This window comes from Bacillus cereus (assembly GCF_002567495.1).
Classification (GTDB): domain Bacteria; phylum Bacillota; class Bacilli; order Bacillales; family Bacillaceae_G; genus Bacillus_A; species Bacillus_A cereus_AQ.
Window position 1 is genome coordinate 63,404 of record NZ_NVAP01000034.1, and the last position, 15,958, is coordinate 79,361.

Genomic DNA, 15,958 nt, shown 5'->3' on the forward strand with positions numbered 1-15,958 from the left:
TGATATGTATTATACAATTGGACAAGTCGCCAAAATGCAACACTTAACTATTTCTCAAATACGTTATTACGATAAACAAGGACTGTTCCCTTTTCTTCGAAGAAATGAAAAAGGAGATCGAGTTTTTGATGAAGAAGCACTGAAATATTTAGAGATGATTTTATGTTTAAAAAACACTGGTATGCCAATTCAAAAAATAAAACAATTTATCGACTGGTCAATGGAGGGGAAATCTACCATCCTTCAAAGGTTAGAATTAATGAAACAACAGGAGATCAATGTCTTACAGCTCATTCAAGATACTGAACAAAACTTAAAAAAGATACAACAAAAGATTACTAAATATGAGAATGAAATAACTTCAGCAAATGCTATTACAAAATAAAAAAATCACCTTCCACATATTGTAGAAGGTGATTTTTATTTTATGATGCTTGCTTTCCTTTATCTGCATCATCTACATACCAGATGAATTTGCCTGTATATCCGTAAATAACTGCTAAAATTAACGATACGAAGCTTAACCACATAAACGGAACGTATGAGAACGTTGCTACACCTAAAATACCAGCCATAAAAATACCATTATCAGACCATGGAACCATACCTGAAGTTAACGTTCCACCTACTTCTGAGTTACGCGCTAATACACGACGGTCTATTTTTAATTTATCATAGCTATCTTCCATAATTTTTGGTGTTAAAATTAGTGATACATACATCGCACAACCAAATATATTAGCTAAGAATGCCACAATTAATGTAGACAATGTTACATTACCTGCAGAATTTAATTTCTTCTCGAATTTTGATACGATTACTTTTAAAACACCTAATTTTTCAAGTAATCCACCAAATCCTAAACCGAAAATAATAACGGCTACTGAGCCAAGCATGCCGTTAATTCCACCACGGTTTAATAACTTATCAACAAACTCAACACCAGATTGAATTGAGAATCCGTTATAAGCTGTTCCAATCGCCTCTCCAAAGTTCATCCCTTGGAAAAGAGTTGCCCAAATTGCACCAATTAAAGCTCCCATTGCAATTGTTGGCATAGACGGTTTTTTCATCGCTAATAGAACAATAACAATGACCGCTGGAATAAGCATCCATATTTTAATATCAAATTGTTTTAATAAAGCTTCTTTTAAAAACTCTACTCGATTCAAATCTACATTATCGCCGCCATACATCCAACCAGCTACAGTAAACATAATACTAGTAATAATATAAGCTGGAACATCTAATACGAGCATAGCTCGAACGTGAGCAATAACATCTACTTTCGCCATAGAAGCTGCAAGAACTGTGCTATCAGAAAGTGGTGATAATTTGTCGCCGAAATAAGCTCCTGAAAGAACTGCACCAGCAACAAGCGGAAGTGGTAAACCAAGTCCTTCACCAATCGCCATCATAGCAATACCTGCTGTTCCTACTGTTCCCCAAGATGTTCCTGTTGCGATAGAAGTTATCGAACAAATAATTAATGTTGCTAATAGGAATATGCTAGGGTGAATAAATTCTAATCCATAATAGATTAATGTTGGTACTACCCCACCAGCAATCCATGTTCCAATTAAAGCACCTACTGCAACTAAAATCAGTATTGCTTCTAATCCGTTAGAAATCCCTTTCGTAATTGCATCTTGCAATTCTTGATAACGAAATCCTAATCTTAATCCAAGCGCAATTACTAAAAACCATGAAATAAATAGCGCTAATTGAATTGGGAGATTAAAAAACGTTTGGAAGGAAAAGACAACAGCAAGAAATAGTAATAAAAGAACTATGATTTCTGGCATCGATGGTAATCTTACACTTTTCATTTTTTTCTCTCCTTACAAGTCGATAACATGACGTATGTCGTCTTACGTGTATGTAGTATACAATTAGCGAAGACAAAACAAAATTTTCATATTATTTCGATTTATTTTTCCAGTATAATATATGCACAACCCTTTCTATTGTAAAAGTAGATTGCGTTTTTCGCAATGAAAAATATAAAAAATGTTGTATTTTTATTTATTCCAATATTTTCGACCAATAAGCCCCCCCGCCTTAACATTCCGTGTGTGCAAAGTACTTAAGCAAGAAATTAACTATTGTAAAATCCCGGATCGACATGAGCGTATTAAGGCTTCACTTTATTTAAAAAGAACAATCCCATACTAACTTTTTTAATATTTGCTGCCACAAAACTTTTTACAACTACCTTCACTTTTTAATTCGCACCATTATTTCCCACACAAAAACAGGGCATGCATCATTAAAATGATGCATGCCCTACCTTTATTTATACATATTTTGTATTTCTTCTTTATTTTTAAGTATTTCCTCAAACTTATCACTACAACCCTTCGGAAATAACACTCCAAGTCCATATGAATGCGCATATTGAAAATGAGGGTGCTTCGCTTTTACTTCATCCCAAAACTTATACACGCCAAAATCACCACTTCTAACTTCAATATCATGAAATAATACAATACCGTTTTTCGCGACTTTAGGTAACCACGTTTTATAATCATGAGAAACAGCTTCATACGTATGATAGCCATCAATATGCAAAAGATTTATCGTTTCATCTTGAAACTGCTCTACAGCCTCATCAAAAGTAGATCGAATTAAATTTCCTATATTAAGGTAGTTATCGCTCACCACTTTTTCTACTATTTGAAAAACCCCTTCTCCATATGGACCTGTATGCCCATCTCCAGCCCAAGTATCTACAGCAAAGCATTTAGTCGATAACCCTCCATCTTTTACCCCCTGACAAAAACTAAAAAAGGAAGCACCTAAATGTGTACCTAACTCAACTAAAGTTTCTGGTTTTTCAAATCGTACTAAGTCATATGCAAAATCTAAATGCCCACTCCACGCAGATTGCATCCGAATAATAGGACTATATTTTTCAAATTCAAATGATGGTTTATGAGTAACCCAGTTCATCGCATAACTCCTTTTGCACATATTTTTAACAAACCAAATTACTCTTATCTTTATTTTTTTATCGCCATGATTATGATTCTATTTCATGAAAATATGAAGAATTTATTCTTTTCTATTGAGGTAAAGCATCATATACATATGGGTCAGTTGGCTTATTTATTTTCTCGATTTGGTGTACTTTTACAAGTGGAAAGACTGTTCCTTTATATGTCGTTTCATCTAATAATCCTGTTATTTTCACCCATGTTTCTTCTGGAATTTTTTCAACGTTTTGTCCGGTAACAATCATCCCCCAGACTGATGCATCCGCAATACAACATGTTATGCCATATCGAGCCACTACTGCTTTATTACCCGTCACATCTTTATCCTTATATATAAACCCTAAGAATGTAATTTCTTTCCCTTTAAACCCATTAACATTTTGACCAATTACATTCATCGTTTGAACATAATCCTTATCCTTTACTTGTATTTTGCGCTGCCCTAACTTACTTTTTACTACTTGCTCTTCCGTTTCATAAGTCGTTGATAAATTTGATGTTTCATCTGGATTAACTAACACTTCTCGCCCATCAAAATTAACCTGTGCCCCCTCTTTTTCGTTCCTTTCCAGACTGCTCGCCTGTACATTTTGATTCATACCCCTTTTTCCTGCTAAACTTCCGTCAATTGTTACACTTCCAAAGAGAAAAGCACTAACTATCGGAACAACAAATAAAACATATACAAAGAAACTTTTTATCCCTGATTTTGATGTTGTATGATGTTTACAACAATTACAATCATGCTGTTTTTCTCTTCCATCTCCCCACACTTGTACAGTACCCAGAATTAAAATTACTACAAAAGCTATATACGTAAATTTAATCATTTTTGGAGCGATAAAATTATAAATATTCCCTGTTACAAGTAGTTTAAATAAGAGCATTGCTAAACCAATTAAAATAATTCCACGAATATAGCGATGATATGCCTTCTGCTCCTCTTTCTTCATTCTTTTTCACCCCCTATAACATTATGATTTGCAGGATGGTATACACAGATAAAATGACAATTCCCATCAAAAAGAATACAAATCTCTTTTGAAAATATGCAAATAGCATTAACGTATTTTTCATATCAAGCATCGGCCCAAACACAAGAAATGCGAGAAGTGCCTTTACCGAGAAAACATGTCCAAAAGATGCCGCTATAAAAGCATCGGCTGCAGAGCAAATTGATAAAATATAACCAAATCCCATCATAATAATTGGAGCAATTACTTCGTTATGTGCTACTGTATCGAGTACATTCCGATCAAAAAACGTTTGAAATACGCTCGCTATAAAAGCACCAATTAATAAATACTTACCAGTATCAAAAAATTCATCTACAGTGTGATTTACAACATCTATCCAACTCTTTTTTTGTCTTTTCTGCACCGAAATCTTTACTTCTTTTAAAACATTTTTCCCATGGTAGTAATAATACACAATTAGACCGATAAATAGAGCGACAAGAATCGTTATCCCAAAACGCGCATATACAATAACATCATTTTTTTGAAACGCATATATGGTGGATAAAAGAACAACTGGATTCATAATAGGTGCACTTAGTAAAATGACAATTCCTACATGAACTGGGAGTCCTTTTTGAATAAGCCTTCTTACAATTGGTATAATGACACATTCACACATTGGAAAAATAATTCCGATAAATACAGCTGGAATCATTGCAACAATTGGAGACCTCGGCATTATTTTTCCAATCATATCTTCTGTCACAAACACTTGAATGAGAGAAGAAACAATTACTCCTAATAAGAGAAAGGGAATTGCCTCAAAAATAACACTTAAAAACACCGTATTTATGTTCAACCATTCTTGTGGCATACTTTTGTGCAAATTTACTAGACCTGTAAAATCCACAAAAAATAATAAAAAAAGAAACATAGCAATAAGAGATAATCCTACTAATTCTTTTGAAACTCTATTAAAGACCAACTTTCTTGCCTCCATTTTGTTTATATTTAAACGTGTGCTTGTCCAAATGCTTCATACTATTTAAACACAAATTTTATAGTCTATTCCTATTCATAAATCGTAATCATTATGATTTATTATTGATTTTTTCTTTTTTATCACTTAATATAAAACGTAATCATTACGATTTAAAGGAGAGATTATTTTATGAAAAAAGTACCTATCACTGTATTAAGTGGGTTTTTAGGAGCTGGAAAAACTACCTTACTACACCACATTTTGACTAATAAGAACAACTTAAAAGTAGCTGTTATCGTTAATGATATGAGCGAAGTAAACATTGATGCATCCCTTATAAAAAAAGGTGGTTTTTCACGTACGGAGGAAAAACTAGTAGAAATTCAAAATGGCTGTATTTGTTGTACACTACGAGAAGATTTAATGATAGAAGTGAATCGTCTTGTTGAAAACGGTGATATTGACTATATTGTAATTGAATCTTCTGGTATAAGTGAGCCTATTCCAGTTGCTCAAACATTTACTTATACTGACGAAGTACTTAATATCGATTTAACGAAAAATTGTTACCTCGATACAATGGTTACCGTTGTAGATGCAAATAGATTTTGGGATGATTTTGCAGATGGAGAAAGTTTATTAGACCGAAAACAAGCTATCGATGAAAATGATACTCGGGAAGTTATTGATTTATTAATAGATCAAATTGAGTTTGCAAATGTAATTATCCTTAATAAGATAGACCTACTAGAAAAAGGAGATGTTATAGAACTCCATCATTTACTAAAGAAATTAAATCCTAGTGCAAAGGTTATTGAGTCTTCATTTAGCAAAGTACCATTGCAAGAAGTTTTAAACACAAATTCATTTAATTATGAAGAAGCCAGTCAATCGGCTGGCTGGATGCAAGAATTAAATAGTGACCATCATACACCTGAAACGGAAGAATACGGTATTCATTCCTTTGTGTACCGTCGTAAATATCCTTTTCATCCTGAACGCCTTATGAATTGGCTAGAAAAATGGCCATTAGATGTTGTAAGAGCGAAAGGATTTTTCTGGCTCGCATCTCGTAATAATATGATAGGGCTTCTATCACAAGCAGGTTCCTCTATTACAATTCAAGGTGCTGGTGAATGGATAGCGACATTACCTGAAGATGAAAGAAAACAAATTATTACAGAAGAACCTGAAGTATTGAAAAACTGGGATGAACAATATGGAGATCGAATAACTGAACTCGTATTTATCGGAATCGACATGAATCGTTCTTTAATTGAACAATCGTTAGATAGTTGTCTATTAACAGAAAAAGAAATGAAACAAGATTGGAATATCTTTGTTGATCCTATTCCAGCTTTTACTTATACTTCATAACAAAGTGAAAAAAAGGCTTCCGTAGCATGGAGCCTTTTTCACTTTGTAGTACTCTTATTTAACATATTTGCTTTAATAAGAAACACAATTGTACCCAAAACAATTAAGATAGCATATACGATACCAACTACATCACCTATTTTTTCTAAGCCAAGCGGTAATATTATAGTAGCAACTCCGACTATATAAGAAAACACCCCTGAAAGCTTCGCTAATTTATTTTTATCTCCAACAAACATTTCTTCCTGGTAACCTGCCAACAAAAACAATCGCTTTTTCACATGTATTTGATATCCTAAAAAAATAATAAGTAATCCAACAAATAAACAAACCAAAAATCCTGCTAGCATTTCAATACCACCCTCTCTACAATATTTTATCACGCACAAATAATTTTTCATCTAATTAGAAGTTTCAGTTTATTAGTGTTCCTTTCTGTGATATATTGCATATTGTATCCAATATATATTTTAGGAAGGAGGATTATATGTCTTATGGATCCAAATCGATTAAAAGGAATTATAATGGTTATAATTGGTGCTTGTTTATGGGGCTTGTCCGGAACAGCTGCGCAACAACTTTTTCAATATGAAAATGTTTCAACCGAATGGCTAGTTACAATCCGTTTGCTTATATCTGGGGTTATTTTACTCATTATTTCATCATTCGGAACGAGAAGAAAAGAGATCTTTGCCATCTGGAAGCAAAAATCCAACGCTAGTAAAATGATTTTGTTCGGTCTTTTAGGCATGCTTGCTGTACAGTACACATACTTCGCCTCTATTAAAGAAGGCAACGCTGCTGTTGCAACTTTGTTACAATATTTAGCCCCTATATTTATCACTGTATACTTACTTTTCAAATGGAACGTTCGTCCATCAAAAATTGATTATATTTCAATTACACTCTCATTAGTAGGGACTTTTCTCTTATTAACAAACGGTTCTATGCATAGCTTAGCTGTATCTACACCAGCTATCATTTGGGGCATTTTATCTGGGCTATCTCTTGCATTTTATAGTTTGTATTCAAAAGAGTTGTTAGAAAAGTGGTCTTCATCTGTTATCGTTGGCTGGGGTATGATTATTGGGGGGGTTGGTGTAACGATTTTACACTTTATTTCCACAAACGAATTCATTTTATTATCCACTATGAACTATGTAAATCTAAGTACCCTCCCACTCATTACATTTGTAGTCATTTTCGGGACACTCATAGCATTTTATTTATACTTAGATAGCATAAGATACCTTACGCCGAAAGAAACAACATTATTTGGTTGTACAGAGCCGCTCGCAGCTATTATTTCTTCCGTACTTATTTTGCACGTACCGTTTCAATCTTTTCAGTTATTAGGTGCTTTTTGTGTCATTGTAATGGTGCTTATATTAAGCCAAAAGCCAGATGAAGGAAAACCGAAGCTAAAACTTATGAGTAGAAAAAAACAAAATACACAATGAAAGGATTGAATTATTTATGCCTGTTCCTCAAAATTATAAAAAACCTGGAAGAGTTTCCGCAAAGTCACTCGTTTTAACCCAACTACAAGATTGGATTATTGAAGGTGTATTGCAGCCTAATGAAAAAATTAATGATGGGGAATTGGCTGAAGCACTAGGAGTAAGTAGAACACCTGTAAGAGAAGCACTTCAAATTTTAGAGCTTTCTGGATTAGTCGAAATGGTGCCCGGGCAAAAAACGAAAATTGCTCCTATTAAGTTAGACGACGTATCTATCATTTATGAAACGATGGCTGGTCTTCATTCTATTATAGGAAAGCAAGCCCTTCAAAACATTACAGATGCTGATATTAAACTATTGTCCGAGATAAATGATTCTTTTCAACAATCTATAGAGGAAAAAAACTCAAAAAGAGCTTTAAAACTAGATATACAATTTCACAATACAATTACTTCTATTGCTAAAAACCGATATATTGAACCTTTTTTAGAGAATATGCAACTTCACGTTTTACGACTTGAATATTTGTTTTTTCAAAACTTTTTTCCAGCAAGTCAATCTATTGAAGAACATCACTCTATTATTCAAGCACTTCAAAAGCAAGATGAAAAACAAATGGAACAAATGATGTCTCAAAACTGGCTCCGTCCCATGAAAGAAATACAAAAAATAATTTCTATAAAATAATAAGGAGCTGGCTACACAAAAATGTAACCAGCTCCTTATTTACTAATCTATATGCTATGCCTGAATATTTGCGTAATCCTCAATATCTTCATACTCTTTTTCTAATTCCTCCAAAGACAGCTCGTATAATTGTCGGTCGCGAATTTTAAACACACCTGCTCCAATTAACTCATCAATTAAATGCCTCTTACGATTTTCAACAGCAAAACGGAGTTGACTACTCATCTTTTAAAAAACTCCTTTCTACGATCATTGAAAATGATAATCTTTATCAATTACCACTTTTGATTATAAAAGATGACTCTTTATAAGTAAAGTAATTTCATGAAATATTTACCTTGCAAAGTATTTGTGGCCACATTATATATATGTATGCCGTGCGAAAAATGTTATGACACATTTTCTTATCCTTTTTCTTTCATACTTTGCAAGTCGTCTCACTATGATTAAATTCACCATCTATCTCTACTTGAATGGTGACATGTTCGACATGAAACTTCTCCTTTAATATATCCGTAGCCTCTTTTAATACACTTTGCGTTTCATTATCTTTAATAATCAAATGGCAAGTTAATACTTGAAAATCAGATGTGACAGACCATATATGCAAATCATGAACTTCTTTTACAATCGCAATCGTTAACAATGTATGTTTCACTTCATCAACATCAATGTGTTGCGGTGCACCTTCCATTAATATATGGACTGTATCACGCGTTACACGCCATCCACTAATAATGACTAAAATAGACACAAGAATACTAGCAATCGCATCTGCAGCAGTCCATCCGAAAAATTTAATACATAGCGCTGCAATAATCGCTCCGACTGATCCTAATAGATCGCCTAATACGTGTAAGAAAGCACTTCTTAAATTTAAATTACCTTTCACATCTCCGCCTCTCATTAATATCCAAGCTGATAAAATATTAATAAGTAGACCCAGTACAGCAATAATGAGCATCCCATTACTAGCAATCTCAACTGGTTCTTTAAAACGGCGAATTGCTTCAATAAAAATGTATACTGAAATGACAATAAGAACGACACCGTTACATAATGCTGCTAACATTTCGACTCGCTTATACCCGTATGTTTTCGCAGCTGTTGCTGTTTTCTCTCCAAGCTTAAACGCAAGTAAACTTAACGCTAAAGATACCGCATCACTTAACATATGCCCCGCATCAGATAGTAGTGCTAAACTATTTGTTACAAATCCTCCAATTACTTCAGCAATCATAAAGCTTGTTGTTAGTACGAAAGCAATTAGTAACGCCTTTTTATTGTTAGAATGACCGTGATCATGTGAATGTCCCATACAAATACTCCTTTAGGTGCAATATCTGTATGTTAGTATGAAACAAACTCCCCATCTTTATCCCGAATTGACTGCTCGTAAGCGTCCACTTCCTCTGTATACACACTTCGCTATTTTTTAAACAAGTCCTTTTTCTCAACAAAAAATAAGACTACTTCTTTTTCAACTTCATATTGTTTACTAATGAAAGAATTTTTAAGGAGGTTACGAAAATGAAACGTTTATTTCTCTGTATGGAGCGTGAACTTGTTGTAGTGAAAGAACAATATGATAACTATGAAACGACTTATCACTTACAAAATATGCAACCTACCTGTATCGCTGTTGATCCATTTCAAAAGAATCGTGTATATTGCGGAACATTTGGACGAGGTCTATGGTTAAGTGACAATAGCGGGGATTCATGGAGACCAATTGGAGATTCTTATCGTTACTTTGATTTCCCTAAAGAAGATGGTATTTTGCACTCCTCTATCACTTCCATAACGATAAGCTCAAATGAACAAGTTAACGGATATGGCGTCGTTTATGTCGGCACAGAACCGAGCGCTTTATTCCGTTCTGAAAATGGTGGTGAAACGTGGACTGAACTTAAAAATATGAAATCATTATTATCTTCTTATACGTGGGCTTTCCCGCCTAGACCTTTTACCCATCACGTACGCTGGATTACAGTGGATCCAAACAATCCAAATACAATCCATGTTTCAATTGAAGCTGGTGCTGTTATTCAAAGTAACGATAAAGGCCATACATGGATTGATAAAAAATTTGGTGCTCCTATTGATGCTCATCAATTACTTATGCACCCTGAAGCCCCAAATCGCCTTTACGCATCATGTGGTGACGGATTTATGGGCGGACCTGATCGCGCATACCTCGAAAGTTATAATAGTGGAAACAGCTGGATATCCTGCAGTGAAGGACTTGAACATCATTATTTATATAGCATGGCTATCGATCCAGATGATTGCAATACGATTCTCGTTTCTGCCGCACCGAGTGCTGATCTCGCTCATCACCGTATACCTTATGAATCTTATATTTATCGTAAAACGAAAGATACTCCGTTCCAGCAAGTACAGCAAGGACTACCATCAGCAATCGGTACGGTCATTTCGATGTTTGCGACAAACGAAGCCGAACCACATACGTTTTACACTTTAAATAACAACGGCGTGTTTCAATCCAATGATAGCGGCGAATCGTGGGAACAACTAAACATTCCGTGGAAAGATGAATATAAAACGCAACATCCGCATGCTTTACTTGTGACTAGTTCTTAACGAAAAAAAGACTGCCTAACGGTTTTAGGCAGTCTCTCTTTTATTTCTTTAAATCAATGATAATATCATCTAACACTATATCTTTACTCCTCGCTTCTTTTTTCGGCACTTCAATTTTCTTCTCTTTTCCATTCACATACTCCACTCCACCATGATTTTCAGGTGTATGCACTCGCAAATTCACATGAGGCGTAACGATAAGCTTTGTTGCATTTCCATTCAATTTTTGGAATGTAGTACTCCAACTACTTTTATGTGGTTCCGCTACTGTACTACTTCCACCATTGCCTTGACCTGCATATCGATTTCCTAAATCATCTTTTATTTCTAATTCCACATCAGCGCTATCCCATATACTTCTTAACGCCTTAGATTCTTCTTGATTGTAAAAAACGATAAAGGACATCGGGGTTACTTCCATTTTGTCTATATTTACTTTTATTAATTCATTTTCAGAAACCCTATTAACCTTTACTTCCTTACTATCCATCGCCTTTAAAGTAAGAGCAAAATTCCAATTCCCTTTTATTGATTTTTTTTCTTCGTACATATTAATTGATTCCATATTCCATCTAACATTTGCAACGTCCATTCTTTTACTACCAAGATCACTTGTTGTAATCATACCTATATATTTTTTATCTCCTACTTTCGTAGTTTTAGAACTTCCACCCGCACCATTAGACATGCTTACTTGTGGAGAACCAAATATGCTCGGATGCTCTCCTAAATCTTTTTCACTTTCAATAGAATACGTTATCGTTACAGTTCTCCCATCAAACACAGCATCATTAATTGTAACCTTAACCCCATTACTCTCTCTCGTCATATTCAATTCAGTCGAAAACTCTTTATAATTTTCATATAACCCTGTTCTACCATTATCTAAAAATCGGAATATGTCACCTACAATTGGTAATCCCCCGGCATACGTAGGAAATCCAATACCAAGTGTTGCAACTGATAATCCTACTAAAATAGATGCAGCAGCAACACCCTTCTTCCAAGTTTTCATCTTTTTCTTCGTACGTATCGATTGTTTTACATTACGCTTCACTTTTTCTTTTTCAATTTCAGAAGCCTCAATTTCCTCAAGTTCTTTTTCATCTATATCAATATCATTTAATAGTTCATAAATGTCTTTCATATTGCACTACCTCCAAAACTAATATTCGTAGCATTTTGTTGTAGTTTCTTTTTTCCCCGGTACACACGATTATCTATTGCTGCCCTGGTTAATCCTAACTTGTCACCTATTTCTTCTGTCTTCATACCGAGAAGATATTTCATAATGAACACCTTTTGATCTAGCGGTTCTAATTGATTAATAAGCTTCAATAATTCTTCCCTATCTTCCATAACGATTAATTCGTCTTCCGCTGACTTTTCTGTACTAATATGAAACTCATCTGAAATAATTTCTACTTTTTTAGTTGCCTTCCGGTAATAATCAATCGACTTAAATTTCGCAATCGCCGCAATCCATTTTTTAAAGTCACTTGGCTCTCCATGAAATTTATTTGCGTTATTCCAAATGGAAAGAAATATATCGTTTACACATTCCTCTATTAGTCCATCATTTTGAAGTGAAAGAAGAACTTTGTGCGTTATTCCTTTTATGAGTGGTAAGTATGTATCGACAACAAATTCTAGCGCATCTTCTTTTTGCCGTTGTAACCTTTTTATAAAATTTTTCTCATTTGATTTCATGTAGCGATTCCCCTTATCTTTTTGTAAAAGCTTTTACACCCTATATAACGTCTTACAAAAAATTTTCTCTCATCTTTTTTTATTTTTTGTATGTTATGGAATACTTTCCCTAAGCCATTGTCTCATATAACTATGCATTCAAAGAAAATTTTCTCAAGTCTACAATTTAATTCATGTAGTACACTATTTATATAGTTGTTTTTTAACTTAGTGTACATTTTACCCCGCATTAACGGGCAGTAAATCCCACCTCAAAATTGTGCGAATGCGAGGATCTTAGGTGAGGGATAACTGCCCGTAAAAGCCCGATTGGTTCAACTAATAATCATTGGGGGCTGGACACCCCCCAATGATTAAAGTTTCACTTTATTTCATTAATCTACTTTTCAACATTTTAAATTAGGAGATGAGATGTGTATGTGTGGAATTACAGGTTGGGTAGATTGGAAGGAAGACCTTTCAAATGAACATGTTATTTTAGAAAAGATGGCAAATAGTATTCAGCATCGTGGTCCTGATGCTGAAGGATTTTGGTTTTCACCTCGCGCAGCTTTTGCACACCGCCGATTAATCGTAATTGATCCTAAAGGAGGCACGCAGCCAAAAACATTTCGTGCTGGTGATTGTACGTATGCACTTACTTATAATGGAGAAATTTATAATTTCCGTGAACTTAGAAAGCAACTTCAAAAATGTGGTCATACATTTGAAACTCATTCAGATACAGAGGTACTACTACATGCTTATTTAGAATGGAAAGAAGACTGCGTACAACATTTAAATGGAATTTTCGCTTTCGCCTTATGGGACGATCAGAAGCAACAATTATTTCTAGCACGTGATCATTTAGGGGTAAAACCGCTCTTTTTTACAGAAAGAAATGGCAGTATTATTTTCGGCTCTGAAATTAAAGCATTATTAGCGCATCCATCTGTCCCTGCTGAAATTGATGCGGATGGAATAAATGAAATATTTGGATTAGGCTTATTTCGCACTCCAGGATGCGGTGTGTTTAAGCATATTCAAGAAGTACGTGCTGGACATTCTATAACATTTACACGTGATAAAAAAGTAGTTACGAAGTATTGGAATTTAGAAAGTAAGATCCATACAGACTCTATAGAAGATACATCTTCGCATATTTTATCTATTTTACAAGATACAGTAAAAAGACAATTAATTGCCGATGTTCCGCTCGTTTGTATGTTATCAGGCGGATTAGACTCTAGCGGTATTACTGCACTTGCGGGTAAAGAATTTGCTGCTGAAAATAAAACACTTCATACGTATTCCGTTGACTTTGTAAATAGCGCAAAAGATTTCGAGCTGACATTTGCTCGCACTGGTTTAGACGCTCCTTGGGTAAAACGCGTTTCTGAACATGTAGGGACATCGCATCATGACATTATTGTAAATGCTGAAGAATTAGCAAATCACTTATTCGTTCCCCTTCGCGCAAAAGATTTACCGAGTGCTGGCGAAATGGAAACTTCACTATATTTACTATTTTGCGAAATGAAAAAAGATGCAACTGTAGCTTTATCTGGAGAATCTGCTGATGAAGTATTCGGTGGGTATCCTTGGTTTCACCAAGAAGAACTACTATATGTAGATAAGTTTCCGTGGCTAACAAATTGGAAGAATACTTCTCCTCTTCTACTAAATGAAGTAAATAACCAATGCAACCTAGAAAACTATATTGATGCACGATTCCAAGAAGCGATACTTGAAGTACCTACTCTTGAAGGCGAAAGTAAAAAATCCGCAAAACAACGTCAAATGTTTTATTTATTTTTAACGAGATTTCTCCCGTTCTTACTTGATCGTAAAGACCGTATGAGCATGGCTGTAGGGTTTGAAGTTCGTGTACCGTTTTGCGATTATCGATTAGTTGAATATTTATGGAACGTTCCTTTCAACATAAAAAGCATTGATAATATTGAAAAAGGTATTTTACGTAGAGCACTGCAACCTGCTTTACCTGATGATGTACGTAATAGAAGAAAAAGTGCTTATCCAACTTCACAAGATCCACATTATCTGCAAACAATCCGTCATTTATCACTCGACATGTGCAGTAATAAAAACAATCCTATTTTCTCACTTATTAATCATTCTACATTACTTGCCATTGCCGATGAAAGCAATAAAGAAATTAACATTTTTGAAGCAAGAAGTGCTATGGAATACATGCTTCAAGTAAATGAATGGTTAAAAACGTATCACATCCATATCGCTTAACAAAAAGGAGTTCAAGGATAAAAAACCTTGAACTCCTTTTATATTAATTAGCGCATCGTTTATTTTCAGTATCAATAGACCATCCAATAATAGTGGCACAATCTCTACCTTTCCACTGCAGTACATTTGTTAATACTGGTTCAATCTGTAAGCAACTTCCGTCGTGCAATATTTCTACTAATGATTGATCATCATCAAACCTTTGTTTATCACATTCTAAAATACCGTCCGTCGCCATGACAATATGATTCATTCCTTTTTCTAATCCTCTTACACCTGACGTAAAGCAAGGTGTATTTGCCGCAAAAATATTTTTCCTACCGATATATTCGTAATTCTTCCGTTTATTTAATCGCCCTTTACCATTCTTCGTTTTCTCAGAATGGAATAAATATGCGAAACAATCACCAACTGATAGCCAATATAAAAATTCGCCTTTTCGTAAACAAATTAAGCATGCAAGTTCCTCATCATCTTGATCACATTTTTCAATAAACAATTCATCTGTAAATAACGCTAATAAGTACATATGTGTATGATGAAAAGCTAAGTGTATCGGGTAGGAAAACAACTTTTTTAGTTTCTCTTTTCTTTCTGAAATTGCTTCTATTATATAATCAATATTTTTTGTTTTATGGTGTGTATCAAAAATCATAACAAATTCAAATTGTAATTCAGGATCCCACCAAGCAAGTACCGCATCTCCTCGTTCATATGCATCACTTTTTTGATTTCCCCCATATACGCCGACTGAAAGAGGACCACATTTTTCAACATGTATTTCATCTACATACATCTGTTCATGACTCATCCATTTGAATGTATTCACAGCTATCATCCTCTCTCTTGCTAAATGTATACCTTTACACATAGATTACCTTATATTTCAATAAAAATAAACTTTTTCAACATTTTTTATCCAAATAAAAGGATTTTATTTC

The 15,958-nt window shown here is 34.3% G+C and carries 16 protein-coding genes; 6 read left to right on the plus strand and 10 right to left on the minus strand.

Annotated elements, in window-relative coordinates:
• Positions 1 to 4 precede the first annotated feature (4 nt).
• Positions 5 to 385, plus strand: coding sequence for a MerR family transcriptional regulator (locus tag COK05_RS15295; protein WP_098613250.1), 381 nt, complete (start codon positions 5 to 7; stop codon positions 383 to 385).
• A 40-nt stretch (positions 386 to 425) separates the two neighbouring features.
• Here the strand turns inward: COK05_RS15295 and nhaC are convergent, their stop codons facing one another.
• From nhaC to COK05_RS15315, 4 genes are all read right to left on the minus strand, one after another.
• Positions 426 to 1,829 carry a Na+/H+ antiporter NhaC gene (nhaC, locus tag COK05_RS15300; protein WP_098613251.1) on the minus strand — a complete coding sequence of 468 codons (1,404 nt, stop codon included), beginning with the start codon at positions 1,827 to 1,829 and terminating at the stop codon, positions 426 to 428.
• Between the two features lie 463 nt (positions 1,830 to 2,292).
• Complete coding sequence (locus COK05_RS15305; RefSeq protein ID WP_098613252.1) at positions 2,293 to 2,952, minus strand: class I SAM-dependent methyltransferase; 660 nt, start codon at positions 2,950 to 2,952, stop codon at positions 2,293 to 2,295.
• 112 nt (positions 2,953 to 3,064) lie between these two features.
• On the minus strand, positions 3,065 to 3,949 hold the full coding sequence (locus tag COK05_RS15310) for a TIGR03943 family putative permease subunit (RefSeq protein WP_098613253.1): 885 nt from the start codon (positions 3,947 to 3,949) through the stop codon (positions 3,065 to 3,067).
• 13 nt (positions 3,950 to 3,962) lie between these two features.
• Positions 3,963 to 4,955 carry a permease gene (locus COK05_RS15315; RefSeq protein WP_176539447.1) on the minus strand — a complete coding sequence of 331 codons (993 nt, stop codon included), beginning with the start codon at positions 4,953 to 4,955 and terminating at the stop codon, positions 3,963 to 3,965.
• 171 nt (positions 4,956 to 5,126) lie between these two features.
• Between COK05_RS15315 and COK05_RS15320 the strand changes: the two genes are divergently transcribed.
• Positions 5,127 to 6,314 (plus strand): GTP-binding protein, encoded by a 1,188-nt coding sequence (locus tag COK05_RS15320; RefSeq protein ID WP_098613255.1) that lies wholly within the window; start codon positions 5,127 to 5,129, stop codon positions 6,312 to 6,314.
• Between the two features lie 38 nt (positions 6,315 to 6,352).
• Here the strand turns inward: COK05_RS15320 and COK05_RS15325 are convergent, their stop codons facing one another.
• Entirely contained in the window at positions 6,353 to 6,664 is a 312-nt protein-coding gene (locus tag COK05_RS15325) for a DUF3784 domain-containing protein (RefSeq protein WP_098613256.1), read from the minus strand.
• Positions 6,665 to 6,808: 144 nt separating this feature from the next.
• Between COK05_RS15325 and COK05_RS15330 the strand changes: the two genes are divergently transcribed.
• Together COK05_RS15330 and COK05_RS15335 are read left to right on the plus strand one after the other, a co-directional pair.
• Complete coding sequence (locus tag COK05_RS15330; RefSeq protein ID WP_098613257.1) at positions 6,809 to 7,774, plus strand: DMT family transporter; 966 nt, start codon at positions 6,809 to 6,811, stop codon at positions 7,772 to 7,774.
• Between the two features lie 16 nt (positions 7,775 to 7,790).
• On the plus strand, positions 7,791 to 8,462 hold the full coding sequence (locus COK05_RS15335) for a GntR family transcriptional regulator (protein WP_098613258.1): 672 nt from the start codon (positions 7,791 to 7,793) through the stop codon (positions 8,460 to 8,462).
• Between the two features lie 54 nt (positions 8,463 to 8,516).
• On the opposite strand, the gene fbpA is transcribed toward COK05_RS15335, so the two are convergent.
• Both fbpA and COK05_RS15345 read right to left on the minus strand, forming a co-directional pair.
• Positions 8,517 to 8,687 carry a Fur-regulated basic protein FbpA gene (fbpA, locus tag COK05_RS15340; protein ID WP_000098300.1) on the minus strand — a complete coding sequence of 57 codons (171 nt, stop codon included), beginning with the start codon at positions 8,685 to 8,687 and terminating at the stop codon, positions 8,517 to 8,519.
• A 193-nt stretch (positions 8,688 to 8,880) separates the two neighbouring features.
• Positions 8,881 to 9,780 (minus strand): cation diffusion facilitator family transporter, encoded by a 900-nt coding sequence (locus COK05_RS15345; RefSeq protein ID WP_098613259.1) that lies wholly within the window; start codon positions 9,778 to 9,780, stop codon positions 8,881 to 8,883.
• A 212-nt stretch (positions 9,781 to 9,992) separates the two neighbouring features.
• Here COK05_RS15345 and COK05_RS15350 point away from each other — a divergent pair, with 212 nt between their 5' ends.
• The gene (locus COK05_RS15350; protein ID WP_098613260.1) at positions 9,993 to 11,066 is read left to right on the plus strand and encodes a WD40/YVTN/BNR-like repeat-containing protein; all 1,074 of its coding nucleotides are present in this window, start codon (positions 9,993 to 9,995) and stop codon (positions 11,064 to 11,066) included.
• A gap of 40 nt (positions 11,067 to 11,106) precedes the next feature.
• Here the strand turns inward: COK05_RS15350 and COK05_RS15355 are convergent, their stop codons facing one another.
• A complete protein-coding gene (locus tag COK05_RS15355; protein WP_098613261.1) occupies positions 11,107 to 12,213 on the minus strand; it encodes a DUF4179 domain-containing protein in 1,107 nt (368 codons plus the stop codon).
• Positions 12,210 to 12,776 carry a sigma-70 family RNA polymerase sigma factor gene (locus tag COK05_RS15360; RefSeq protein WP_098613262.1) on the minus strand — a complete coding sequence of 189 codons (567 nt, stop codon included), beginning with the start codon at positions 12,774 to 12,776 and terminating at the stop codon, positions 12,210 to 12,212. The genes COK05_RS15355 and COK05_RS15360 overlap by 4 nt, the downstream gene beginning before the upstream one ends.
• A 417-nt stretch (positions 12,777 to 13,193) precedes the next feature.
• On the opposite strand from COK05_RS15360, the gene asnB reads away from it, so the two are divergent.
• Positions 13,194 to 15,017, plus strand: coding sequence for an asparagine synthase (glutamine-hydrolyzing) (gene asnB, locus COK05_RS15365; protein ID WP_098613263.1), 1,824 nt, complete (start codon positions 13,194 to 13,196; stop codon positions 15,015 to 15,017).
• Between the two features lie 43 nt (positions 15,018 to 15,060).
• On the opposite strand, the gene COK05_RS15370 is transcribed toward asnB, so the two are convergent.
• A complete protein-coding gene (locus tag COK05_RS15370) occupies positions 15,061 to 15,888 on the minus strand; it encodes a protein phosphatase 2C domain-containing protein (protein WP_098613264.1) in 828 nt (275 codons plus the stop codon).
• Between the last annotated feature and the right edge of the window lie 70 nt (positions 15,889 to 15,958).

What these genes read in the sequence shown, in the direction of transcription:
- COK05_RS15295 (WP_098613250.1), top strand. Translation starts at nt 5, where the DNA reads ATGTATTATACAATTGGACAAGTCGCCAAAATGCAACACTTAACTATT.
- COK05_RS15330 (WP_098613257.1), top strand. Translation starts at nt 6,809, where the DNA reads ATGGATCCAAATCGATTAAAAGGAATTATAATGGTTATAATTGGTGCT.
- nhaC (WP_098613251.1), bottom strand. Translation starts at nt 1,829, where the DNA reads ATGAAAAGTGTAAGATTACCATCGATGCCAGAAATCATAGTTCTTTTA.
- fbpA (WP_000098300.1), bottom strand. Translation starts at nt 8,687, where the DNA reads ATGAGTAGTCAACTCCGTTTTGCTGTTGAAAATCGTAAGAGGCATTTA.
- asnB (WP_098613263.1), top strand. Translation starts at nt 13,194, where the DNA reads ATGTGTGGAATTACAGGTTGGGTAGATTGGAAGGAAGACCTTTCAAAT.
- COK05_RS15325 (WP_098613256.1), bottom strand. Translation starts at nt 6,664, where the DNA reads ATGCTAGCAGGATTTTTGGTTTGTTTATTTGTTGGATTACTTATTATT.
- COK05_RS15370 (WP_098613264.1), bottom strand. Translation starts at nt 15,888, where the DNA reads ATGTGTAAAGGTATACATTTAGCAAGAGAGAGGATGATAGCTGTGAAT.
- COK05_RS15335 (WP_098613258.1), top strand. Translation starts at nt 7,791, where the DNA reads ATGCCTGTTCCTCAAAATTATAAAAAACCTGGAAGAGTTTCCGCAAAG.
- COK05_RS15315 (WP_176539447.1), bottom strand. Translation starts at nt 4,955, where the DNA reads ATGGAGGCAAGAAAGTTGGTCTTTAATAGAGTTTCAAAAGAATTAGTA.
- COK05_RS15310 (WP_098613253.1), bottom strand. Translation starts at nt 3,949, where the DNA reads ATGAAGAAAGAGGAGCAGAAGGCATATCATCGCTATATTCGTGGAATT.
- COK05_RS15360 (WP_098613262.1), bottom strand. Translation starts at nt 12,776, where the DNA reads ATGAAATCAAATGAGAAAAATTTTATAAAAAGGTTACAACGGCAAAAA.
- COK05_RS15355 (WP_098613261.1), bottom strand. Translation starts at nt 12,213, where the DNA reads ATGAAAGACATTTATGAACTATTAAATGATATTGATATAGATGAAAAA.
- COK05_RS15345 (WP_098613259.1), bottom strand. Translation starts at nt 9,780, where the DNA reads ATGGGACATTCACATGATCACGGTCATTCTAACAATAAAAAGGCGTTA.
- COK05_RS15350 (WP_098613260.1), top strand. Translation starts at nt 9,993, where the DNA reads ATGAAACGTTTATTTCTCTGTATGGAGCGTGAACTTGTTGTAGTGAAA.
- COK05_RS15320 (WP_098613255.1), top strand. Translation starts at nt 5,127, where the DNA reads ATGAAAAAAGTACCTATCACTGTATTAAGTGGGTTTTTAGGAGCTGGA.
- COK05_RS15305 (WP_098613252.1), bottom strand. Translation starts at nt 2,952, where the DNA reads ATGAACTGGGTTACTCATAAACCATCATTTGAATTTGAAAAATATAGT.